The 21,104-nt window shown below is 69.7% G+C and carries 21 protein-coding genes and 1 pseudogene; 14 read left to right on the top strand and 8 right to left on the bottom strand.

Annotated elements, in window-relative coordinates; translation table 11 throughout:
* The first annotated feature begins 58 nt into the window (after window positions 1-58).
* From lipB to A949_RS0124860, 4 genes are all read left to right on the top strand, one after another.
* The gene (gene lipB, locus A949_RS0124880; RefSeq protein ID WP_019358758.1) at window positions 59-901 is read left to right on the top strand and encodes a lipoyl(octanoyl) transferase LipB; all 843 of its coding nucleotides are present in this window, start codon (window positions 59-61) and stop codon (window positions 899-901) included.
* A 143-nt stretch (window positions 902-1,044) separates the two neighbouring features.
* Complete coding sequence (lipA, locus tag A949_RS0124875; RefSeq protein WP_019358757.1) at window positions 1,045-1,992, top strand: lipoyl synthase; 948 nt, start codon at window positions 1,045-1,047, stop codon at window positions 1,990-1,992.
* A gap of 271 nt (window positions 1,993-2,263) precedes the next feature.
* Window positions 2,264-2,452: a hypothetical protein gene (locus A949_RS0124870; protein WP_019358756.1), complete on the top strand. Its 189-nt coding sequence runs from the start codon at window positions 2,264-2,266 to the stop codon at window positions 2,450-2,452.
* 186 nt (window positions 2,453-2,638) lie between these two features.
* Complete coding sequence (locus A949_RS0124860) at window positions 2,639-3,328, top strand: DUF4191 domain-containing protein (protein ID WP_019358755.1); 690 nt, start codon at window positions 2,639-2,641, stop codon at window positions 3,326-3,328.
* A gap of 218 nt (window positions 3,329-3,546) precedes the next feature.
* Here the strand turns inward: A949_RS0124860 and A949_RS0124855 are convergent, their stop codons facing one another.
* Window positions 3,547-4,017, bottom strand: coding sequence for an RDD family protein (locus tag A949_RS0124855; protein ID WP_026005003.1), 471 nt, complete (start codon window positions 4,015-4,017; stop codon window positions 3,547-3,549).
* Between the two features lie 453 nt (window positions 4,018-4,470).
* Here A949_RS0124855 and glnA point away from each other — a divergent pair, with 453 nt between their 5' ends.
* Complete coding sequence (gene glnA, locus A949_RS0124850) at window positions 4,471-5,886, top strand: type I glutamate--ammonia ligase (protein ID WP_019358753.1); 1,416 nt, start codon at window positions 4,471-4,473, stop codon at window positions 5,884-5,886.
* Window positions 5,887-6,119: 233 nt separating this feature from the next.
* Here glnA and A949_RS0124845 read toward each other — a convergent pair whose 3' ends face one another.
* Together A949_RS0124845 and A949_RS34445 are read right to left on the bottom strand one after the other, a co-directional pair.
* Entirely contained in the window at window positions 6,120-6,641 is a 522-nt protein-coding gene (locus A949_RS0124845; protein ID WP_019358752.1) for a DUF6879 family protein, read from the bottom strand.
* Window positions 6,632-6,874 (bottom strand): hypothetical protein, encoded by a 243-nt coding sequence (locus tag A949_RS34445; protein WP_019358751.1) that lies wholly within the window; start codon window positions 6,872-6,874, stop codon window positions 6,632-6,634. Before A949_RS34445 ends, A949_RS0124845 begins: the two co-directional genes overlap by 10 nt.
* 154 nt (window positions 6,875-7,028) lie before the next feature.
* Between A949_RS34445 and A949_RS0124835 the strand changes: the two genes are divergently transcribed.
* A complete protein-coding gene (locus tag A949_RS0124835) occupies window positions 7,029-8,072 on the top strand; it encodes a hypothetical protein (protein WP_019358750.1) in 1,044 nt (347 codons plus the stop codon).
* A gap of 77 nt (window positions 8,073-8,149) precedes the next feature.
* Here A949_RS0124835 and A949_RS0124830 read toward each other — a convergent pair whose 3' ends face one another.
* Together A949_RS0124830 and A949_RS0124825 are read right to left on the bottom strand one after the other, a co-directional pair.
* Entirely contained in the window at window positions 8,150-8,515 is a 366-nt protein-coding gene (locus A949_RS0124830) for a hypothetical protein (protein WP_019358749.1), read from the bottom strand.
* A 14-nt stretch (window positions 8,516-8,529) separates the two neighbouring features.
* On the bottom strand, window positions 8,530-9,762 hold the full coding sequence (locus A949_RS0124825; RefSeq protein ID WP_037707562.1) for a helix-turn-helix domain-containing protein: 1,233 nt from the start codon (window positions 9,760-9,762) through the stop codon (window positions 8,530-8,532).
* A 240-nt stretch (window positions 9,763-10,002) separates the two neighbouring features.
* Here A949_RS0124825 and A949_RS0124820 point away from each other — a divergent pair, with 240 nt between their 5' ends.
* From A949_RS0124820 to A949_RS34435, 5 genes and pseudogenes are all read left to right on the top strand, one after another.
* On the top strand, window positions 10,003-10,419 hold the full coding sequence (locus tag A949_RS0124820) for an ATP-binding protein (protein WP_037707584.1): 417 nt from the start codon (window positions 10,003-10,005) through the stop codon (window positions 10,417-10,419).
* A 53-nt stretch (window positions 10,420-10,472) separates the two neighbouring features.
* The gene (locus tag A949_RS0124815; RefSeq protein WP_019358746.1) at window positions 10,473-10,982 is read left to right on the top strand and encodes a DUF6415 family natural product biosynthesis protein; all 510 of its coding nucleotides are present in this window, start codon (window positions 10,473-10,475) and stop codon (window positions 10,980-10,982) included.
* Window positions 10,979-11,683, top strand: coding sequence for a hypothetical protein (locus tag A949_RS35710; protein WP_019358745.1), 705 nt, complete (start codon window positions 10,979-10,981; stop codon window positions 11,681-11,683). The genes A949_RS0124815 and A949_RS35710 overlap by 4 nt, the downstream gene beginning before the upstream one ends.
* Window positions 11,684-11,871: 188 nt before the next feature.
* Window positions 11,872-12,405, top strand: coding sequence for a class IV adenylate cyclase (locus tag A949_RS0124805; RefSeq protein WP_019358744.1), 534 nt, complete (start codon window positions 11,872-11,874; stop codon window positions 12,403-12,405).
* Window positions 12,406-12,449: 44 nt separating this feature from the next.
* Window positions 12,450-13,022: pseudogene (locus A949_RS34435) on the top strand (radical SAM protein); the annotation flags it as partial.
* 87 nt (window positions 13,023-13,109) lie between these two features.
* Here A949_RS34435 and A949_RS34430 read toward each other — a convergent pair.
* The 3 genes from A949_RS34430 to A949_RS0124785 all read right to left on the bottom strand — a co-directional run bounded on the left by A949_RS34430 (window position 13,110) and on the right by A949_RS0124785 (window position 15,495).
* Window positions 13,110-13,583 carry a hypothetical protein gene (locus A949_RS34430; protein WP_019358742.1) on the bottom strand — a complete coding sequence of 158 codons (474 nt, stop codon included), beginning with the start codon at window positions 13,581-13,583 and terminating at the stop codon, window positions 13,110-13,112.
* Window positions 13,584-13,767: 184 nt separating this feature from the next.
* Window positions 13,768-14,223, bottom strand: a complete 456-nt coding sequence (locus tag A949_RS0124790; protein ID WP_019358741.1) for an ASCH domain-containing protein — start codon at window positions 14,221-14,223, stop codon at window positions 13,768-13,770.
* Between the two features lie 180 nt (window positions 14,224-14,403).
* Complete coding sequence (locus tag A949_RS0124785; protein ID WP_019358740.1) at window positions 14,404-15,495, bottom strand: outer membrane protein assembly factor BamB family protein; 1,092 nt, start codon at window positions 15,493-15,495, stop codon at window positions 14,404-14,406.
* 271 nt (window positions 15,496-15,766) lie between these two features.
* On the opposite strand from A949_RS0124785, the gene A949_RS0124780 reads away from it, so the two are divergent.
* The 3 genes from A949_RS0124780 to A949_RS0124770 all read left to right on the top strand — a co-directional run bounded on the left by A949_RS0124780 (window position 15,767) and on the right by A949_RS0124770 (window position 21,067).
* Window positions 15,767-17,623: an SPFH domain-containing protein gene (locus A949_RS0124780; protein WP_078565521.1), complete on the top strand. Its 1,857-nt coding sequence runs from the start codon at window positions 15,767-15,769 to the stop codon at window positions 17,621-17,623.
* On the top strand, window positions 17,620-18,966 hold the full coding sequence (locus tag A949_RS0124775; RefSeq protein ID WP_019358738.1) for an SPFH domain-containing protein: 1,347 nt from the start codon (window positions 17,620-17,622) through the stop codon (window positions 18,964-18,966). Before A949_RS0124780 ends, A949_RS0124775 begins: the two co-directional genes overlap by 4 nt.
* A gap of 343 nt (window positions 18,967-19,309) precedes the next feature.
* The gene (locus A949_RS0124770; protein ID WP_019358737.1) at window positions 19,310-21,067 is read left to right on the top strand and encodes a SpoIIE family protein phosphatase; all 1,758 of its coding nucleotides are present in this window, start codon (window positions 19,310-19,312) and stop codon (window positions 21,065-21,067) included.
* The last annotated feature ends 37 nt before the right edge of the window (window positions 21,068-21,104 follow it).

Below are 21,104 nucleotides of genomic sequence, written 5' to 3'. Positions count from 1 at the left end.
CGTGTGGAGCAGCCCGCCACCCCGGGTGCGCGCAGCGGGCTTACGAAGGAGAGAAGGCATGGGAGACTCCCGGCCGACGGGTCCGGCGGACGGCGAACTGCGCTTCGTCCACCTCGGATTCGGCGAGAACGCCGTCGACTACCTGGACGCCTGGCAGGAGCAGAAGCGGGTGCACGCCGCGCGCTTCGCGGACGAGGTGCCCGACACCTGCCTGATGCTGGAGCACCCCCCGGTCTACACGGCCGGACGGCGTACCGAGGACAGCGAGCGCCCGCTCGACGGCACCCCGGTCGTGGACGTCGACCGCGGTGGCAAGATCACCTGGCACGGCCCCGGACAGCTGGTCGGCTACCCGATCCTGAAGCTGCCGCGCCCCGTGGATGTCGTCGCGCACGTGCGCCGCCTCGAGGAGGCCATGATCCGCGCCTGCGCCGAGCTCGGCCTGGAGACCACGCGCGTGGAGGGCCGCAGCGGCGTGTGGGTCCTGGGCGAGGACCTCGGCCGGGCCGCCGGGCCGTCCGCCGGCTCCGGCCTGGCCCTGGACTTCGATCCGCGGCTCGGCCAGGGCGGCCGGCCGCCGGTTCCGGAGGACTACGACCCGCGCCTGATGGGCCCCGAGTACGCGCCCTCCAACGCGGGCCAGCGGGGCGAGGACCGGAAGCTGGCACAGATCGGCATCCGCGTCGCCAAGGGTGTGACCATGCACGGCTTCGCCCTGAACTGCGACCCGGACACGACCGGTTTCGACCGGATTGTCCCCTGCGGCATCCGGGACGCGGGCGTCTCCTCGCTCTCCCAGGAGCTGGGCAGGAATGTCCCGGTGGCCGAGGTGCTTCCCCTCATGGAGAAGCACCTGCGCGAGGTGGTGGAGTCCGACACACCGATGCCCCGGGCGGTCTGAGCCCGCTCGGGGTCCGGCCGGGTCCACCGGCCGGACCGCGTGCGGCCGGTGAGATTTCCCGGGCTCCGGCCCGTGCGCAAGCAGTGAACCGCAGGCGTAGGCTGAGAGCCGCCGCTGAATCGAAAGTACGTAGGGAGTCGGACGTGTCCGCTGTCGCACCCGACGGTCGCAAGATGCTCCGCCTGGAGGTCCGCAACAGCCAGACCCCCATCGAGCGCAAGCCCGAGTGGATCAAGACCCGGGCGAAAATGGGCCCCGAGTACAACGCCCTCCAGAGCCTGGTCAAGAGCGAGGGGCTGCACACGGTCTGCCAGGAGGCGGGCTGCCCCAACATCTTCGAGTGCTGGGAGGACCGCGAGGCGACCTTCCTGATCGGCGGCGAGCAGTGCACCCGCCGCTGCGACTTCTGCCAGATCGACACCGGCAAGCCCGCCGAGCTGGACCGGGACGAGCCCCGCCGGGTCGCCGAGTCGGTCCGCACCATGGAGCTCCGCTACGCGACGATCACCGGCGTGGCCCGCGACGACCTCGACGACGGCGGCGCCTGGCTCTACGCCGAGACCGTGCGCCAGATCCACGGCATGATGCCCGACACCGGCGTCGAGCTGCTGATCCCCGACTTCAACGCCGAACCCGACCAGCTCGCCGAGGTCTTCTCCTCCCGCCCCGAGGTGCTGGCGCACAACGTCGAGACGGTGCCGCGCATCTTCAAGCGCATCCGCCCCGGCTTCCGCTACGAGCGGTCCCTGGAGGTCCTCACCCGCGCCCGCGAGGCCGGGCTGGTCGTCAAGTCCAACCTGATCCTGGGCCTGGGCGAGACCCGCGAGGAGATCAGCGAGGCCTTGCGGGACCTGCACGAGGCCGGTACCGAGCTGATCACCATCACCCAGTACCTGCGCCCCTCCCCGCGCCACCACCCCGTCGAGCGCTGGGTCAAGCCGCAGGAGTTCGTCGAGCTGAAGGACGAGGCCGACGCCATCGGGTACGCGGGCGTCATGTCCGGACCGCTGGTCCGCTCCTCCTACCGCGCCGGACGTCTGTACCAGCAGGCGGTCGAGGCCCGGCGCGCCGGAACGACGTCGGCCGCCTGAGCGGCCTCCCGGGCCGCTTCCGGTCGCTCATGGGCGGGCCGGCCCATGAGCGACCCGGGGTGGCCGGATCCGGGCGGCTCGGCCCGTACGGCGAAGCGGAACACGGGCTTCACCGACGTGAGTTTCGCCGCACAGGCTTTCGTGGACTTTGACCCTCCGGTCATCGCCTGGTAACACCAATGCGTAACGCTGAAACCACGTACCGCGCACACACGGCCCGTATGGCCGTGCGAGGCGCCCGGTTCAGACGGATGTGACGGAGGGGACGACAGTGCGGACCACCCTGTGGGCACTGGAAGGTCTGGAACACCTTTTCTTCGGCAACGGGCAGCGCGTGGCCCGGCGCAACGCATGGACGGCGGTCCTGGAGGACCGCCGCCGGGCCCGGGCCCGGCACGAGGCGGAGACCGTGCTGGAGGCGGCCTCGGACCGCCGGGCACTGCTGACGTCCCGGGGCTGAGCCCCGCCCGGTCCACCACCGGTCCCGGCCTGCGGTTTCGCGCCGGCGGTCGGCGGCCTGTCCGGGGCCTGTCCGGGCGCGAACCGGGTCTCCCGCCCGGGCTCCGACCGGGCCGGTCCCGGCCGCCGGGCCCGGTAGCCCCGGCCGCGCAGCACCCCGCCCGCGCTCCCACGTAAACTTCCCCGCATGGCGAGGAAGGACAACACCGAGAATCCTGGGCGGCTCAAGCAGATCGCCCAGACGTACAAGATGACCCGGCGCGTGGACCGGAAGATCGGTTGGATCCTGGCCGGCGTGGGGCTTGTCACCTTCGGTGTACTCCTCGCGGTCGGCTTTCTGATCGGTCACCCGGTCTACCTGGGGATCGTCGGCGTGCTGCTGGGCCTGCTGGCCTGCGCGATCATCTTCGGGCGCCGCGCGGAGCGGGCCGCGTTCGGGCAGATGGAGGGCCAGCCGGGAGCGGCGGCCGCCGTACTGGAGAACATCGGCCGCGGCTGGCAGGTCACCCCGGCCGTGTCGATGAACCGCAGTCAGGACGTGGTGCACCGGGCGGTCGGCAAGGCGGGCATCGTCCTGGTCGGCGAGGGCAACCCGAACCGGCTGCGCGGCCTGCTGGCGTCCGAGAAGAAGAAGATGAGCCGCGTCGTCGGCGACGTACCGGTCCACACGCTCGTCGTCGGCAACGACGAGGGGCAGGTCGAGCTGAAGAAGCTCCGGGTCAGGATCATGAAGCTGCCCCGCACGCTCCAGGGCTCCGAGGTCACCCAGATCAACGACCGCCTCCGCGCGCTCGGTGACCTCATGAGCAACATGCCCATCCCGAAGGGCCCGATGCCCAAGGGCATGAAGCTCCCCAAGGGCCCGCAGGGCCGCTAGCGGCGCTCCGCGCCCTCGCACGGGGGCGGCGAGCGGCGAGCCCGGAAGCGGCGAGCGAAGAGGCAGAGGCAGGGGCGGGGCTCCGGAAGGGGCTCCGCCCCCTGCTCATGTCCGCTGCGGCGAGTTCTCCTGCCCGCTGCGACGAGGAGACGGGAGGGGCGCGGTCCGCATGCCGGGCGCGCGGTCCTCATGTCCGGAGCGGGAGGGGCGCGAACGGTTCAGGCCCGTACCTGGACCGAGCCCGAGAGGCGGTCGTGCAGTCCGCGGTTGTCGCGGTCCCAGACGAGTGCCGGCACGGCGAGGCAGAGCAGGACTGTACGTACCGCGGCCCGCCACACCGGCAGCCTCTCCAGTCCGTCCAGCGCGACCACACGCAGCCCCAGCAGCCGTTTCCCGGGGGTGGCGCCGACCGTGCCGACGGTCAGCAGGCTCATGACGAGGAAGACGAGCAGCGTCCAGTTGTTGGTGGCCTCCAGGCGGCGTCCCGCGAGCAGCCCGAACGCGATGAGGGCCGCGAGTGCCCAGTCGATGAAGAGCGCACCGATCCTCCGGCCGACCGGCGCGATCGAGCCGGGGCCCTCGGCGGGGAGCCCGAGCTGCTTGCCGCGGTAGCCGAAATCGGCGCCCATCTCCTCCGCGGCGGCCCGCGGTCCGGACAGCCATGACCCGATTGCTTCCCTGTTGTCCACTCGGCAACGGTATCGCGCCGCCTTCCCGGCGGACCGGCCCCGTCCGGCGACCGGCCCGCCGGGCGACCGGAGGACAGGGCGACGAACCCGGGCGGGCGGGCGGCGACAGCTCGTACGCCGTAGGATGATCACCGTACGGCGTACATCTCTGCCGGTGCCCGCCCCGGAGCCCCCGAGGGGACGGCTCCGCGCGCCCACCACCTGGCGTCGAACGCCTCCCTGGGCGCCTCCCCGGCAAACGGTTCGCAAGACCCGCGCAAACCGAACGTAACAGTCGCACTCCGCACGGTTAACCGATACCGGCCCCGCCTGGTGGTTAACATCAGCGAAACAGTTGAGTCATGCTGGAGAAATGGCCCCTGCCTAATGTCGGCCACCAGGCGTGCGGAGCCCTTGTGCCCGCACCCGGAGCCGGAGCAAGCCCGTCCCGACGCGGCGGGACTAGGAGGATGGATGTTCCAGAACGCCGACGAGGCCAAGAAGTACATCGCGGACAACGACGTCAAATTCATCGACGTCCGGTTCTGCGACCTGCCCGGCGTCATGCAGCACTTCGCCGTGCCCGCGGAGTCCTTCGACCCGGCCGAGAGCCTGATGTTCGACGGCTCCTCGATCCGCGGATTCCAGGCCATCCACGAGTCCGACATGGCACTGGTCCCGGACCTGTCCACCGCGCGGATGGACCCGTTCCGCTCCGAGAAGCACCTCAACATCAACTTCTTCATCCACGACCCGATCACCGGCGAGCAGTACAGCCGTGACCCGCGGAACGTGGCCAAGAAGGCCGAGGCGTACCTCGCCTCCTCCGGGATCGCCGACACGGCGTTCTTCGGCCCGGAGGCGGAGTTCTACGTGTTCGACAGCGCCCGCTTCGAGACCACCGCGAACCGCTCCTTCTACGAGATCGACTCCGAGGCGGGAGCCTGGAACACCGGCGCTCTCGAGGACGGCGGCAACCGCGGCTACAAGGTCCGCTACAAGGGCGGCTACTTCCCGGCCCCGCCCGTCGACCACTTCGCCGACCTCCGCGCCGAGATCTCCCTCGAACTGACCCGCGCCGGACTCCAGGTCGAGCGCCAGCACCACGAGGTGGGCACCGCGGGCCAGGCGGAGATCAACTACAAGTTCAACACGCTGCTGGCCGCGGCGGACGACCTGATGCTGTTCAAGTACATCGTCAAGAACACCGCCTGGCGCAACGGCAAGACCGCCACCTTCATGCCCAAGCCGATCTTCGGCGACAACGGCTCCGGCATGCACGTCCACCAGTCCCTGTGGTCGGGCGGCGACCCCCTCTTCTACGACGAGCAGGGCTACGCGGGCCTCTCGGACACCGCCCGCTACTACATCGGCGGCATCCTGCGCCACGCCCCCTCGCTGCTGGCCTTCACCAACCCGACGGTGAACTCATACCACCGCCTGGTCCCCGGCTTCGAGGCCCCGGTCAACCTCGTCTACTCGCAGCGCAACCGCTCGGCCGCGATGCGGATCCCGATCACCGGGTCCAACCCCAAGGCCAAGCGCGTCGAGTTCCGCGCCCCGGACCCCTCGTCCAACCCGTACCTGGCCTTCTCCGCGCTGATGCTGGCCGGCCTGGACGGCATCAAGAACAAGATCGAGCCCGCCGAGCCGATCGACAAGGACCTCTACGAGCTCGCCCCCGAGGAGCACGCCGACGTCGCCCAGGTCCCCACCTCGCTCCCGGCCGTCCTGGACGCCCTGGAGGCCGACAACGAGTACCTCCAGGCCGGCGGCGTCTTCACCGCCGACCTGATCGAGACCTGGATCGACTACAAGCGCACCAACGAAATCGCCCCCATGCAGCTCCGCCCCCACCCGCACGAGTTCGAGCTGTACTTCGACCTCTGAGGAGCGGGGTCGGGCTACCTGGGCCGGGGCCCTGGAAATCTGCTGCGACCTGCGGGAACAGTGCTTTCTGTTTCTCATTGGTCCCGGCTGATTCCCGGGCTCTTGTGCACCGGGTGTGCACCGGCCGGTTGATTCTCTGACGTGACGTCAGGGCAGATGTGAGGGCCGCCATCCCTGGCCGGGATGGCGGCCCTTGTCGTCGGCTCGGCCACCGTCGGCCCGCATCATGGATGTCAAGGCCGGTACTCGCTGTGCGGAATGGCGAGGGACCACAGGGCATCGCGGAGCGCGACGGCCTCAGCGATGCCCTTGGGATCATCGATGATCTCGTGTCCCGTCACCCGCCCGGCATCGGTGTGGCCGACGGCCAGGAGGCGGTCGTCTATGAGCCACCAGTCCTTCCCGCCGAACGGGAAGTCCAGATCGCCGGGAACGGTGTGGCGGGGCAGCCAGCGGATCTCCTCGCCGGCCTCCAGGTTGCGGGGAGTGGTGCGGTGCTCCCACCGGATGTACGGCGTGTGAGGGTGGGAGACGACGCGGACGCGTCGAACGACCTTCCCCTCGCCCGACAGCCGCTTGACCATCCGCGTCCACGGCTTCATGAACGCGTAGTCCACCGGCTCGTCGCGCAGCCAGCTTTCGAACGGTCCGTCCTCGTCGGGCACCGAGTAGTCGTCCCGCAGTTCCAGGTGGAACGCGTCGTGCTCACAGGTCTCAATGAGCAGGTTGCGTTCGACGCCGGTGATCAGCTCCACGCGGTTCCTCCAGTAGGGCGGTGATCACGGTCTTGGGGGACCTCGACCACGGTCTCGTAGTCGGGGATCTCCATCTGCTCCAGGGCTTCGGCGTCGACCACCTCCGCCCCTTGGGCCGCGTACGCGCCCGTCGGCGTCAGGATCATGAGGGGCTCTTCCAGCCGCTTGAACTCCCCGGCCGGGAGAGCGTCCTCGGATAGATGCTCGAACAGCCCGGTTGGGACCTCCACCACGCTTGGCGGCAGTCCGGGCCCCCATTCGCATGTCGCCGCTAGCTGGAGCGCCACTGTGCCGCGTCGGTCTTTCCGCTTATCTGACTCGGGAGGCGGCTTTCCTGTCAGTGCCCAGCAGCATGCTGTGGGCCGCAGGGCTACGGGAGGGGACGAGGTGGCCAAGAACGATATCGATCATCGAGCGATCGAGAAGCATGTGAAGGCGATCAACAAGGCGTACGAGCGTGCCTTTGCCAAGTATCCGGTCACTATGCCGCCGATTCTGGGGAAGGGGTTCACCACTGCTTACGGGATCACGGGTGTGGGAATTGAGCAAGATCCGCAGATGGTCCGGTTCCTCATTTGGCTAGGTGAGAAACCCATCGGCTACCGCGGGGATCAGGGCGAATACTCTGAGGAGACCGGAGTGCCGCCGGAAGAGGTCAGCGTTCTCGCCGAAGCCCTGGAACGGGATGGCTTGATCGACATTCACCGTACCCTTGGTGAGGGCCAGTTCTGCCAGATCAGCGCGGACGGACGGGTCGAACTGAGGCGGCTCGCGCAGTTGCGTGGGGAGCCCGCTGCCCGGCACCGCTATGTCACCGACGCATTCTTGCGCTGGCTCTATGCGACCGCCCATGATCAGCAGCCCGCCGACCCGGCGCCCTTCCTGGAGACTGAGGCGTCCTACTTTGCCGGAGCCACACTGTCAGACACCGAGGTGCGCTACGCCTTGGCGCGTCTCGTCCACTCCGGCCTGGTTGAAGAGGCCACCACCGATCCTCGGACTTTCGCCATTACCATCGATGGCATCGACTGCGTCTTGTCAGGAGCAACCGTGAGTGACTATCTCAACCGGACGCGCCCCGGCGACTACTACAGCATCACCGGAACAAACGTGGTCGCCGGGTCGCAGGGCAAGGTTGAACAACACAACCACAACAACACCTTCGACCCCGCCGCCATGCGCGAGTTCGCCGAAATGGTCAAGCAGTTCGCCCCCACCTTCGGTATGGAACCCGCACAGCAAGCTGAGCTCATACACGACGCCGAAGTCCTCTGCGATGAAGCTAGCAGCGAGACCCCACAGCCTGGGCGCGTGCGCGCTGCCTTCGACGCCGTCATGAACGGGCTCACACAGATCGGTGCGGCATCTGCTGGCCTCGGCGCCACGATTCAGCATGGGAACCAAGCACTCAACGCCGTTTTCGGAGGCTGAGAAACCGCCCCCTAGTTCGCTATGACGAGACCGCCGCTCCGGTATAGGGGGACTAGCTCCTGTCGCTGAGCTTCCAGCTAATGGGCGATAGCCTCGATGGCTTCGAAGATGTCGGAGTCGGTTTCCTGCTGCCAGTCCGGGAGGTCGGGCCAGTCGGCGACGTAGGCGGGCTTGGGGTCGCCGAAGTGCTTGTACATCTGGGCCGTCCAGCAGGTGGCGACGAAGCGGCCCTTCTGTTCACGGGTGAGGCGCTTGGCGTTGCCGCCGCTCAGGTCGAGGAAGTGGCGCACCTGCTGGTAGACGGCTCCGGCGGCTTCGCGTTCCCAGCCGGGGGTGTCTTCCCAGGGCGTGACGTAGCTGGCTTTGGGTTCGCCCGGGTAGTGCTTGTTGACTCCCGCGATCCAGGTCTCCCGGAACAGGCGGGCGCCTTCGGTGTCCGTCATGCCTACCCCTCTCCTCACGTCGCGTGCAGGCTGCTGATGTCGGCGGCCAGTTCGGCTACGCGGCGATCGTGGCCGTAGGAGCGGAGATCGTCCCGTAGCGTCTGGAGTCTACGGGCGATGTAGCCCGAGCCCGATTGCCGCGCGAGCTGGAGTGCCTCGCGGCCGTGGGTGACGGCCTGTTCCGCGTCGTGGCGTTTGGCGCCGATCAGTGCGAGGTCGACCAAGACGGAGCCTCGGCGGCGGTAGGAGGTCCCCTTGGCCAGCGCGGTGGAGCCGAGGGCGCTCTTGAGGGCCTTCTCCGCGAGGTCGAGTCGCCCGAGCTGGACGAAGCGGGCTCCGCGTTCTTCGGGGAGGCGGGAGCCGTCGAAGCGGAGCCATCCGCCGTTGTGGACGGGGCCGGGGAGGTCGGTTACGTTCTGGGCCTCGTCGAGTGCGCGCTGGCAGGCGTTCAGGTCGCCGAGGTTTGCGTGGGCCTCGGCCTGGACGGAGGCGACCCAGTAGCGGGTGGACAGGGCCGGGTCGCCGCGCGTGGCGATGGTGCGGGCGACGTCCAGGGTCTCGGTGGCTTCCGTGAACTGCCTCTCGGACATGTCCACGTAGGCGTGGCGTACGAGCGCGCAGGCCCACAGGTCGAAGGCGTGCGCGCTGTCGCTGGCTGAGGCGGCCACAGAGTAAGCCGCGGCGGCGTCCGTGTACCGGCTGCTGTCGAAGGCCAGCTCGCCGGAGAGCTGGAAGAGGTCTCCGGCGGCTTCGCACATCGTGGCGGCCCGGCTTGATGAGCCTGTCTTCAGAGCGTCGGCGAGCGCGTCGAGCTGGTCCTGGACGACGCCGTGGACGGAGCGCTTGGAGCGGGCCAGTTGGTAAACCTGCCAGAGGTGGTCGTTCATGCGGCGGTAGTCATCGGCTGAGCCGCGCTCGGCGGCTACCGCTATGTCGTCGGCTGCCTCGGGTCCCAGGGCGGTCAGGGCTCCGGTCACCGTGAGCAGGCGCAGAAACTTGCGTCGGATCATTTCGTCGGATTCACCTGGGCCGTGAACGGGACGGGGTAGGGGCTGTGCTGGTGGCTGCGCGTGGTGAGCTGGTGGTGGATCCAGCACGCGGCCGAGTTCGGTGATGTCCAAGCGCAGAAGTTCGGCCATCTTCGGCCGGTGGACGCATTCGGGTGTGGTCTCACCGCGTTCCCAACGGCCGACCGTTGTGCGGTCGACGCCGAGCGCATGGGCGAATTTCTCCTGACTGTAGCCCATGGCTTTACGTCGTTCGGACAACCGCATGGTGCTCTCCCTCCCCGCCTGACCGGGGCTATACCCGCTGTGCACCCTGTGCATCAGAGGTGCATCAAGACTGCCGCATAGATGCCGTGGCTCGCAGCGATCTCCGGCGATTGGCTGGAGTCCTGAAAGTCGGACCGGCTCCCGCGACCACCCCCTGCATGAGGGGAGGCCGCTCTGGTCGAGCGACCGATCCCGGAGGGACGACCTGTGACCATGACGGCGGCAAGAGCGACGTCGATCGGCGCGCCCGGATACAGCCAGACGTTTCCGTCCGTGCCGGAGTCCGCGGGCCTTGCCCGGGACCTGGTGGCCACGGCGCTACGCGTATGGCGCCTCGAATCGCTTCTGAACGAGGCCACCTTGGTCGCGACCGAGCTGGTCGCGAACGCGGTACAGCATGGCTCAGGCCGCTACCTGGTCTTCAGCGCCGAGCGTCCCTCGCAGTTCCGCGTGCGTATCCGTGTGACCGACCAGTCCCGCGTCCGGCCCGTGCTGCGGTGTCCGGACGAGGAGGAGACGAAGGGCAGAGGGCTGCTCCTGGTCTCCGCCCTCGCCGTTGACTGGGGCACCGACCTGCACACGATTGGCAAGACCGTGTGGGCGGACTTGGTGGACGAGGCGGGTACGTGATGGCTCGCCACCGACGACCGCGCCGCTTCGCTCTCGTAGGCCGACACGAGCCCGTGGAACACGTCCCCGACAGCTCGCCGGTGGAACGCCGGACGCCAGGGCAAGCGTGCGATCACGAGGTCCCTGCCTTTGGCGAAGTCGCGTTCGAGGCGACCGACGACGCGACCCTTCGCCGCTTCCTGGAGGCGATGCGCCGCTGGCAGGCCGAAGAGCAGGACGAGCCGCTGGCCGTGACGCCCGAGACCGTTCGCCGCACGGTCGAGTACGTGCTCAGCCAGCACTTCGACTGCGCGAACGGGGGCGATCTGCGGCCGACGACCGACACCCTGCACGCCTACCTGGACGCTCTGGCGGACGCTGCCGAAGCCGAGCTGGACACCGGGCGGATCGTAGTCGCGGAGATGGTGGCCAGAGCCAGAGCCAGAGCCAGAGTCAGAGCCGCTGCGGGTGACGCCCCCCAACCGTCGCTGGCCGCAGCGCGGCAGACGGCCCGGACGACGCTGGACCTGCTGTCGCTCCTGGAGCGAGAGGGCTGGCAAGGCACTGGAGTGACGGCCTCATGACCCCGTTCGCAGCGTCCTTCGCACTGGGACCGGGCCGCGTTCCCCGGTACGCGAAGCACCCGCGCACCGGGCGTTCGGTGCGTGTGCCGTACGTGGCCATGTGGGACAGCGAGAGGGCGGTCATCGAGGCGGCGCTGGCCGTCGCACTCACGCCCGAGCCTCCCAGTCTGGTCTACCAGGGGCGGGAGCTTCCCTCTGATCGTGATGGGTTCGGGGTGCTGTGGGCCCGGTGCTCGTACTCGCCTGGAGTCGGCCGGCCGGACTTCGCGTCGATGCATCCGGGGCGGCAGTACGAGTGCATGTACGCGATGAAGTGCCAGGTCTGCGGCGGCCCGGCGGACCGCAACAAGGACGGGTGGCTCTTCTTCGACTGGCGCAATGAGCTGGACCCGTCCTCGTGGCCGGAGGGCGCGCTGAGCGCGATGCCGCCGCTGTGCGCGAAGGACGCGCGGCTGTCGATGGCCGTGTGTCCCAAGAGCGGGGCCTTCACCGTGCTGCGGGTGAGGGCGCCCCGGCTGTGGGGAGTGGGCGGGGTCAGCTACCGCCTCACCGTCGACGGCTGGCGGCTCAACCACGGCGACACCGACATCTGGCTGCCCAAGGACGACCCCGGGCTGCCTTCGATGCTCGCCTCCAAACTGATCCGCGAACTCCGCAGGGTCACCCCCGTCAACCCGCACGATCTGCGCACCTCGCTCTGAAGGACGACACCTTGACCGCCTTCCCGAAACTCCGGCACGCATTGACTCGCTGGCATAGCAGACGGCAAGCGAGTGCGCCGCGCCCGTTCGCCGTCCCGATGGAGGACCGGCTCAACGAGTGGCTGCTCGACCCCGCACTCCTGCCAGACTCCGCTATCCGATCCGTTACGAGAGGAAGTTGGCACCCTATGCACGTCGTCGAGTACGAGGCCAAGGCCCTGGAGATCGATCCGGAGGCGATGGCCGCGCGCATCAAGTCCGCGGGCGGCACCTTCCACGGCGAGCGACTGATGCGCCGTTACGTCTACGACCCCATCCCCCCGGTCGAGGGCCGCTGGGTGCGGCTGCGCGACGCGGGCGGCGCGGTGACGCTGTGCGTCAAGACGGTCAGCTCGGACGCGATCGACGGCACCCAGGAGACCGAGACCACCGTCGGCTCCTTCGAGGACACCCATACCCTCCTGGGCCTCATGGGGCTCACGCACCGCTCGTACCAGGAGAACCGCCGCAGCTCCTGGCTGCTGGACGGGGTACGGCTGGAGATCGACACCTGGCCCCGCATCCCCCCGTACCTCGAGATCGAGGGCGACGACGAGGAGCAGGTCTGGCAGACCGCCGAACGCCTCGGCATCCCCAGGGACGAGCTGACCAGCGAGAACACCCAGAAGATCTACGCCCGCTACGACATCGACCTCGACACCATCACCGACCTGCGCTTCTGACCCGGCCTGTCGGCGTACTCGACCCCAGCACGGAAGGCGGCCCGATGCACGACCCACTCGACGACGTCCCGGTCACGGTCGTTCCCGACCGCACCCTCCGCGTGAAGATCATCGATGCGTGCGGGCTGGCCTGCACCTTCTGCCACAACGAAGGCACCCCCGTCGCCACCGACAACACCGGCCGCCCACCCGACGCCTACACCGGAACTCCCGGCCGCTCCGGCAGGGTCTCCATCTACCTGGCCACCAACGGCGCCGACTTCCTCCCCCAGCGCATCCCCGCCGACACCGACTTCGCCCTCGCCCTGGCTGCTGTCCGCGGCAGCCTCCCCATCAACGAGGTCCACTTCACCGGCGGCGAACCCACCCTCCACCCGGACCTGCCCGATCTCGTCCGCATCGCGAGGCGGCTCGATCTGACCGTTGGGCTGACCTCCAACGGGGAGAACGGCGCGGCCGTGCTGCCCGCGTGCGCGGAGGCGGGGCTGGACCGCATCAACCTGTCCGTCCTCGGCACCACCCCCGAGGAACTCGCCGCCGTCCAGGCCCCCCGCCTCGCCTCACCCCGCCTGGCCGCCCGCAAGCTCGACGCCCTCACGGACACCATCGAGACCGCTTGCACATGACGCAGACAGGGCGCTCACCGCGATCGGGGTGAGGTCTATGCCCGGGCCGCAGTGGCAATCCTGCTGTCTGTTGTCCACTCAAGGCGCCGATGGCGGTGGCGGTTGTCCGGGGCTGCCGGGGCCGGCTGCTGCCAGGGCCTCCGCCGCCACTTTTCGCAGTGCACGCCTGGTGATCCAGCGGTTCTTCCCTCCGGCCAGGTACGCCGCGGCATGTCCCACCCATTCCGGGTCGCCGAGGAGATGCAGCTTTCCCTCGGTGGTGAGCTGCCGCAGCAGGTACTCCAACCGGAGCACGTCCACCGCCCGGTAGGGGCGCGTGTGCTGGTCGAAGCGCAACTGGTGGTCCTCGTACGGGTGGCGCAGTGTCGTGTGCATCCAGCCGCCTTCGCGGGTGGCGACCATTCCCCTCGGCGTGTAGAGGCCTCTGCTGTTCGTGTTCCAGGGGTGCTTGCCCCAGGTGAGCCAGATGCCATTCATGACCCTGGACCACGGGATCAGTTGCCCGTCGGAGTCCGGATTGTGCTGGTGGAAGCCGTTCGAGCGGAACTCCACCCAGTGGGTATCGGGCCGTGTGGCGTCCCCGACTCCCCAACGGCCGTCGGCCGGTTCCAACGGCCCCAGACATGAGCGGTTCCCCACCATGCGGTCATTGGATCACGTGCGGTGGCGGGCGGCACCGGCGCGGGCCCATGGCCGACCATGGGGCCGCGACGAGGTGGGGTGCAGCGGCGGCCGGTCAGGACGGATCGGGCAGACGGATCGCAACGCGAAAACGTTCCAAAACGACCCGGGTGGTGTCGTGCACGGTGAAGTGAGGATTCTCCAGGGCCTCTCGCATCTCTCCGCTGTGCCAGAACTCCTCGTGGTCCGCCCTCCAGTGCTCGATCGTGGTGTGGCCTTCGCCTTCGTCCCGCGCGTGGCTGATGTCCACTTCACCGAGCGGCACCACGCGCGTGTCCGTCACCTCGATGATCGCCACTGGGCGGTCGTCGGAGTCGACCACTGTCGAACGCCGGCCGATGGAGGGAAGTGGCTCCCCGTCATGCTCGTACTCGGCGAGCAGCCCGGTGGTCGCGGTCTTGGAGCCGTCGAGGATCGCGGCGACGAGCCGGTCCCGGAGGGGGCCCGGAAAGGCGAACTCGGCCTTGGGCGGAAGCCCCGGTTCCCTGTGCTGATCGGGGTCGTCTGTCATGCGACGATCCTAGAGTCGCATCAGGCAACGTCGGTCCCGGGCGGTCTGCGGCGCCGGATGACGCTATGGCACACCTGTGCGTTCCGTGTACGCGGCGACATTCGCTGCCGAGGACGAAAGGTGGCGTCTCGCGGGAAGCGTTTCGCCGTGACCCTTCGGTCGTGGTGCCGCAGATTGATTTCAAAGCGTCCATGGCCCTTTGCCCGTACGCGCGTCGTGGGCGAAGAGAGTCCTGCCCGCTCCGTAAAGGAGTCTTCCCGAGGCGTACGCGAGGCTCGTTGTCGGAGTGCGTCTGCGCCGCACCTTCCACACCTCAGCGCCGGTCCGAAGGTCCCATGCCTGCATGGTGGGTTTCCTTCCGCCCTCGATCACGAGGTCGTCGACGATGACGGGGTCAGGCAGATCCGATGCCCGGGGGTTCATGAAGGCGTAGGGCGTTGTCAAGTGCATCCATTGCGCCTCCCCCCGGAGGTCGACGCATTGAAGTGTGCAATTGGTCAAGCCCACGGCGATCCTGGACTCGGCGACTGCGGGTGGCATCAGGATGGCCGCCGACTTCTGGCGCTTCCAACCATCTGCGTCAACCCAGCTGTTGTGCGACCTCGTACTCCAGCGCAGCTCTCCCGTCTCGGCGTCAAGAGCGTGGAGCGAGCCGTCCCCATCACCCATGTAGGCCACCCCGGCGTGGATGACGGCGGGTGAGCCGCCATAAAAGTAGCTGTTGCGTGGTGTGGTCCACACCGGCGTTCCGTCGTGCAGGTCCCAGGCGGAGCACTGCGTCCGGCAGTTGATCACGACGAGGCCGCCGTCAACGGCTGCCGGGCCGGTCACCTCCTCGTCCACGGCAACACTCCACAGAGGCGTTCCGGTGTCGCGCCGGAGAACCGAGATCTGCTTCTGGCGGGTGACCACGATCTCGTCTTCGGTGAGCGCCACGGTCGGTGCGGTGTCAGCACCGGTCAAGCCGTCGGTCGTCCACCGGGCCCGGCCTGTCGTGGTCTCGATCGCGACGAGTGAGCGCGCTGTGGCGAGGTAGAGGACTCCGTCGGCAACCGCGCCACATCCCAGGGCGCTTGCGGAGCCGAGCCTCCTTCCGCTGCCCGGTTCGGCATCGGATCCGGCAACCTGTCGGCTCCAGAGGGGCCGGCCCGACGTGAGTTCGACTGCGCTGACCGACCCGTCCTCACAGGTGACGAAGCAGGCCTCCCCGGACAGTATGGGCCTGCAGGTGATCCTGGCGCCGAGTGCGGCCTTCCACCTCGTCTTTACCACGTTCGGAACTTACCAACACCGCCCCCCGGGGCGGCTACCCGTGGGGATCTGCTGATTTCCTCGGGATGCTTCAGGCCCGGCTGAGCCGGTCGGCGACCTGCCGGACCGCGCGGACCGCCACCCGCATGAGGCGGCCCATGTGGCGGCGGGCGTTGTGTACCGGAGGCAACGAAGGGTTCGCTGTGGTGTCACGATCGGGGCTCCCGCCGTGGCCGCGGCGCTGCCCGTGGTGTGGGATGGCGGGGGCGCACGATGAGACAGAGGGGGAACTGTGGCGCGAGCGAGAGCGCAGAACGTACGGAGGGTGGCCTCCGCGATGGCTTCCGGTGCCGATCCCCGGCAGGTGGCGGAGGAGGAGGTCCGCAGGCGTACGGGCCGATCCGCCGGGCGGGGGCCCACGCGGGGGCGGAGTGCCGAGGGCCGGGGCCAGGGGGAGGCCGGCCAGGAGGGCCAGGACGTGCAGGAACCGCAGGACGAGGGGATGGATCCCGCGGACTTCCCGGCGGCCCGGGAGCAGGGCGGTTCGATCGCCACCGTGATGGCGCAGCGGACCGTTTCGCTGGACGAGGCCGGCGAGGCACTCAACCAGAGCGGGCACAAGCGCGAGGACGGCGAGCAGGTTCATGAGATCTGCCCGATGGTGCTGCCGAAGGGGCGTTCGTTCCTGAGCATGCTCCCGGTGCTGATGCTGCTGGTGCTGGGCGCGGTGGGGACCGCCGTGGTGTCGACCGTGGACGACTCGCCGTTGACCAATCCGTTCTTCGGGCTGCACTACTGGGTCGTGGCGCTGGCCGCGATCGGCTTCGTGTGGTGGCGGCAGGGCATGGTCATGGTTCCGGACGGCTGCCAGGCGCTGATCACCCGGTTCGGGAAGCTGGAGAAGGTCGTCGGGCCCGGCCGGGTCATTCTGATCAGCCCGTGGAAGCGGGTGTCGTACATCGTCAACACCGTCCGCGAGTACCCGTTCAACGCGCCGGTGCGGGAAGCACCGACCAAGGGCGGGGTGAAGGCGTCGATCGACCTCTTCATCCAGTTCCGGATCAGCGACCCGACCGAGTTCGTCTACACGCTCGGTGCGGTCCGCGGCTTCGAGGAGAAGCTGAGCAACGCCGTCAGCGAGACCATCCGGAGCCTCATCTACGAGCAGGAGGCCGCCGGGATCTACGACATGGTCGGGGAGGACACCGGGCGTCTGCTGGAGCAGCTCAACCAGCAGTTCCGGCCCGCGGTCGAGCTGACCAACGCCAACATCACGCACGCCGAGCCGGCCGACCGGGGCTACCGGATGGACCTGGCCGCTCCGGAGATGGTGCGGATGGCGAAGGAGGCGTACACCCACGAGTACGCGCTGATGCTGCGCAAGGAGCAGGACGAGGGCGATCTGACCAAGGAGTTGGCGACCAGCCACGAGACGCTCTCCGCCATCCAGGCGGACATCGCCCAGTACCAGGCGCAGATGGACACGGCCGTGGAGCGCGAGACCAACCGGGCCGAGGCGCTCGCCCGGCAGCGCTATGTGCAGGCCGAGTCCGAGGCGAAGGCGAACGCGGCGCTGCTGGAGGCCCAGGCCCTCGACATCCGGGCCGTGACGGCGGCCGAGGCGCCCGAGATCCTGGAGTACCGCTACCAGCGGCAGATCCTCGACGCCCTGGTGGAGGTCGCCGACCATCTGCCGCGGCTGGTGCGGATCGGCGGTACGGCCGACGGGAGCGACGCGGCCGGGGTCGACTTCCTGCGCCTCGCCCGCGAACTGGTGGGGGAGCACGGCGGCGAGCTGTTCACGGAGGCCGACATGGCGGCTGTGCGGGAGCGCCTGGACGAGGTGTCCGCGCGGATCTCCGACCGCGAGAGCGAGATCGGGGCGCTGCTGGAGGCCGAGCGGCCCACGGTGGCCCCCGAGCCGGCCGGGACGTCCGAGGTGTCCGGTGCTCCTGACGCAACTGGCACCGCCGAGGCGTCCGGACGGTCTGACGGGACTGGTGTGCCCACCGGGGCCGGTGACCTTTCCGGGACGGACGTGACCGAAACGGCTGCCGGGACCGCGGGGTCCGCCGGGTCCGTTGGGACCGCGGGGTCCGCCGGGTCCGCGGCCGACGTCCCGCACCACTCCGAGGAGGACGACCAGTGAGCAGCGCACACACGAACCGCAGGTCGGTCATCTCCGAGGCGGTGGCGCCCTGGAGCGAGATCGCCCAACTGCTGCGGGGCGGCGAGGCCGGCACCCTGATCCCGGTCATCATCCCGCGCCACCGGCGCAGGCTGTGGTGGATGCTGCCGCTGTGGCTCGGGCTGTTCGCGCTGCTGGCGGGAGTGATGCTCTCGCTGCGCGGAGCCGGCGCCGAGGGGGCCTCCGACCTCGCCTACGGCGCGCTGGCCGGGCTCTCCTACGCTCTCGGCGCAGTGCTGCTGGTGATCGGCGGGCTCTGGTGGTGGCGCTCCTCGATCGTGGAGATCGAGCAGGGCACCCACGGGGTGCTGACCCGGTACGGTGCGGTCACCCGCACCCTGGACGCGGGGCGGCACTACCTGTGGCACCCCTGGTCGCGGGTCGACTTCGTGGTCGACACGGCCACCGAGATCCCGTACTCGGCGCCGGTGATGGCCTGCCCGACGCAGGAGAACGTGCCGCTGCGGTCGATCGAGTTCTTCCTGAAGTTCCGCATCACCGACGCGGTGCTCTTCGTGCGGACGATCGGCGCGGGCAACTTCGACCTGGTCCTCTCCAGCGCCGTGCAGGACGCCATCCGCCAGCGCGCCCGCCTGGTGCACACCGAGCACGCGTACGACCTGCGCGGCTCCGACGTGGCCGACATGCAGGAGTTGCTCAACCGGCTGCTGTCCCGCTACGGGGTGCGCATCACCGGCTCCAACATCCCGGACGTCCAGCTCCCCGCCCAGTACCAGCAGCACCTGGCCACCCGGGAGCGGGTCGCCAAGGAGCGTACGGCCTACGAGCAGGAGTGGGGTCTGACGCGCAAGCGCCGGATCGACAGCCTCGGCATGGACATCGAGCGGGCCAAGAAGGTGCGGGACGCGCGCATCGTCGAGGTGAAGGCCGCGCTGAACAAGGCCCGCGAGCAGGTGGCGCAGCTGCTGGAGGAGCAGGAGACCAACGCGCAGCGGGTGCGGTTCGAGATCGAGACGGAGGGCCGCAGCGGTCTGATCGCCGCCGAGAACGAGGCCCGGGCCCAGCGCGCGCTGGCCAAGGCCTACCGCGACAACCGCGCGGTGCTCCAGTACGAGTTGGCCCGCCGTCGCCTCGAGGTGGGCGCGGAGCTGGCGGGGAAGGCACCCCGGCCGGTCGTCGTGCGTACCGACGGCGGCAGCGGGGACAGCTCGGCGCTCTCGACGCTGCTCGCCGCGCAGCTCCTGCCCCGGATGACGCCGCTGCCCTCCGGGGAGACCTGGGCGGCGGACGCGGCCGGCGCGGCGGACGCGGCCGCGGTCCCGGACGAGGGGAACCGCGGGTGAGTGACGCCGTCGTCCGGCGGTGAGCCCGGCGGACGATGCCGCGGGCGAGCCCCGCGGGCGAGGCGCCCGTTCCCGGGCCCGGCGGAACACCTTCCGCCGGGCCCGGTCCCGTATGGCTCGGGAGGGAAGGGCGGCCAGCCGGGGCGGAGGGTCTGTCATGCCGACGACAGGTGCACGGCAGTCGCACGGCAGCCACACGACAGCGTCCGATTCTTGCGATACATTTACTTCTATCCGCATGTATCCGCTTTGGCGGATGACGGTTGCGGCATCGGTGCGGGCTGTGCGCAGTGGGGGTGTCGGGTCGGTGCCGGGACTCCCGCGAACCATCGGTGGAGGGACTGTGACGGGGGAGCTGGGCAGGTCGGAGGCGCTGCGGCTCGCCGGGCTCACGGCCGCCGCCGACCCCGGGATGGACCGGTTCGCGCGGCTCGTCACCCGGTTCCTCCGCGTCCCGGTGGCGCTGGTGTCGCTGCTGGAGGCCGAGCGGCAGGTCTTCCCCGGCATGGTGGGGCTGGCGGAGCCCTGGGCGGGGCGACGCCAGACGCCTCTGAACCGGTCTTTCTGCCAGCACGTCGTACACAGCGGCGAGCCGCTCGTGCTGAGCGACTCGCGACTCGATTCCCTCACACGTTCGAGTCTGGCCGTCTCCGAACTCCAGGTGATCGCCTACGCGGGGATGCCGCTGACGGACGCCGACGGCCACGTCCTGGGATCGCTGTGCGCGATCGACCACGAGCCCCGCGAGTGGACCGAGTCGGAGCTGCACGACCTGGCCGACCTCGCGGCCGCCTGTTCGGTCGAGCTGCGGCTGCGGATCGCCAGCGAGCAGGTCCGGCGCGACCGGGACCACGCCGGGCTCCTGCTGCGCGCTTCGGTCGAGCTGGCCCGCTCCCGCGACCTGACGGATGTGGTCCGCCGGCTGCGCCACCTGTTCGAGGGTTCCGCCAAGCCGGCCTACGTGGGCCTGCTGCTCGCCGACGGGGAGGCGCTGTGGCGCGTCGTCGAACCGGACGACGTGCGGCCGGTGGAGGCCGCCGTTCCGTCCATGGCGGTGGATTCCGGTTTCCCCAGCGCCCGGGCGATGCGCGAGCAGCGGGCGGTCTTCGTCCCCGACCACGCCGCGCTGGAGGCCGGCTACAGCGCGGACGCCGTGGCGGGGTACGACGCCCTCGGGCTCGGCTCCGCGTTCTGCGTCCCGCTGGCCCGCCACCGTGGGGTGCTGACCTGGTCCTGGGCGGGCGCCCACGCACTGGGTGTGACCGAGGAGGCGGTGCTCACCGCGGTCGCGGGATATGTGAGCCAGGCCGTGGAGCGGATGCGGTTCGTCGAGAGCCGGCTCAGCACGGCGCAGCAACTCCAGTCCGCCATGCTCACCGAACTGCCGGACGTGCCCGGTCTGGAGATGTCCACCCTGTACCTGCCCGCAGAGGACCAGGACATGGTGGGGGGCGACTGGTACGACGCCTACGTGCTGCCGACCGGACCGGGCGGGCGGCGGTCCTGCCTGGTGGCGTCCATCGGGGACGTCATCGGGCACGACATGCGGGCCGCCGTCGTCATGGGGCAGGTGCGGAGCATGCTGCGCCAGGCGACGCTCGGCCACCCGGAGCGCTCGCCCGCCGTCGCGCTGGCGGCGGTCGAGGCCGCCTTCGCCGCCCTGCCGCTGGGGCCGGGTGCCACCGCCGTACACGCCCGGCTGGACCCGCACCACGACCGGTGGCGGCTGACGATGTCCAACGCCGGACATCCGCCGCCGCTGCTGCGGCTGCCGGACGGCCGGGTCTCGACGCTGGACGAGCACGACCTGCTGCTGCTCGACGCCGCGATCGGCCTCGACCGCTGCGAACACGAGTACGAGATCCCGCCGGGCGCCGTTCTCCTGCTGTACACCGACGGCCTGGTGGAACGCCGGCACAGCGACATCGAAGACGGGATCCGGCGGGCGATGTCCACACTCTCCGCGTACGGGGACCGTCCCCTGCCGCAGCTCCTGGAGGCGCTCTCCCGGGGGGTGAAGAACTCCCCGGGACACGACGACATGGCCGTCCTCGCGATCCGGGTCACCGACGGGGCCGACGGGCCGGGCCACCGGCGGTGACCCGGCCCGGCCCCGCCGCCGGGGCCGGGGCCGGGCC

Origin of the sequence: Streptomyces sp. AA1529 (assembly GCF_000280905.1) — a bacterium.
GTDB lineage: Bacteria > Actinomycetota > Actinomycetes > Streptomycetales > Streptomycetaceae > Streptomyces.
This window is presented reverse-complemented; position numbering and strand designations above follow the sequence as displayed.

Excerpts from the sequence above, each read along its gene's own strand:
- lipB (WP_019358758.1), top strand. The coding sequence starts at position 59 with ATGGGAGACTCCCGGCCGACGGGTCCGGCGGACGGCGAACTGCGCTTC.
- A949_RS0124860 (WP_019358755.1), top strand. The coding sequence starts at position 2,639 with ATGGCGAGGAAGGACAACACCGAGAATCCTGGGCGGCTCAAGCAGATC.
- glnA (WP_019358753.1), top strand. The coding sequence starts at position 4,471 with ATGTTCCAGAACGCCGACGAGGCCAAGAAGTACATCGCGGACAACGAC.
- A949_RS0124830 (WP_019358749.1), bottom strand. The coding sequence starts at position 8,515 with ATGACGGACACCGAAGGCGCCCGCCTGTTCCGGGAGACCTGGATCGCG.
- A949_RS0124825 (WP_037707562.1), bottom strand. The coding sequence starts at position 9,762 with ATGGGCTACAGTCAGGAGAAATTCGCCCATGCGCTCGGCGTCGACCGC.
- A949_RS0124820 (WP_037707584.1), top strand. The coding sequence starts at position 10,003 with ATGACGGCGGCAAGAGCGACGTCGATCGGCGCGCCCGGATACAGCCAG.
- A949_RS35710 (WP_019358745.1), top strand. The coding sequence starts at position 10,979 with ATGACCCCGTTCGCAGCGTCCTTCGCACTGGGACCGGGCCGCGTTCCC.
- A949_RS0124805 (WP_019358744.1), top strand. The coding sequence starts at position 11,872 with ATGCACGTCGTCGAGTACGAGGCCAAGGCCCTGGAGATCGATCCGGAG.
- A949_RS0124790 (WP_019358741.1), bottom strand. The coding sequence starts at position 14,223 with ATGACAGACGACCCCGATCAGCACAGGGAACCGGGGCTTCCGCCCAAG.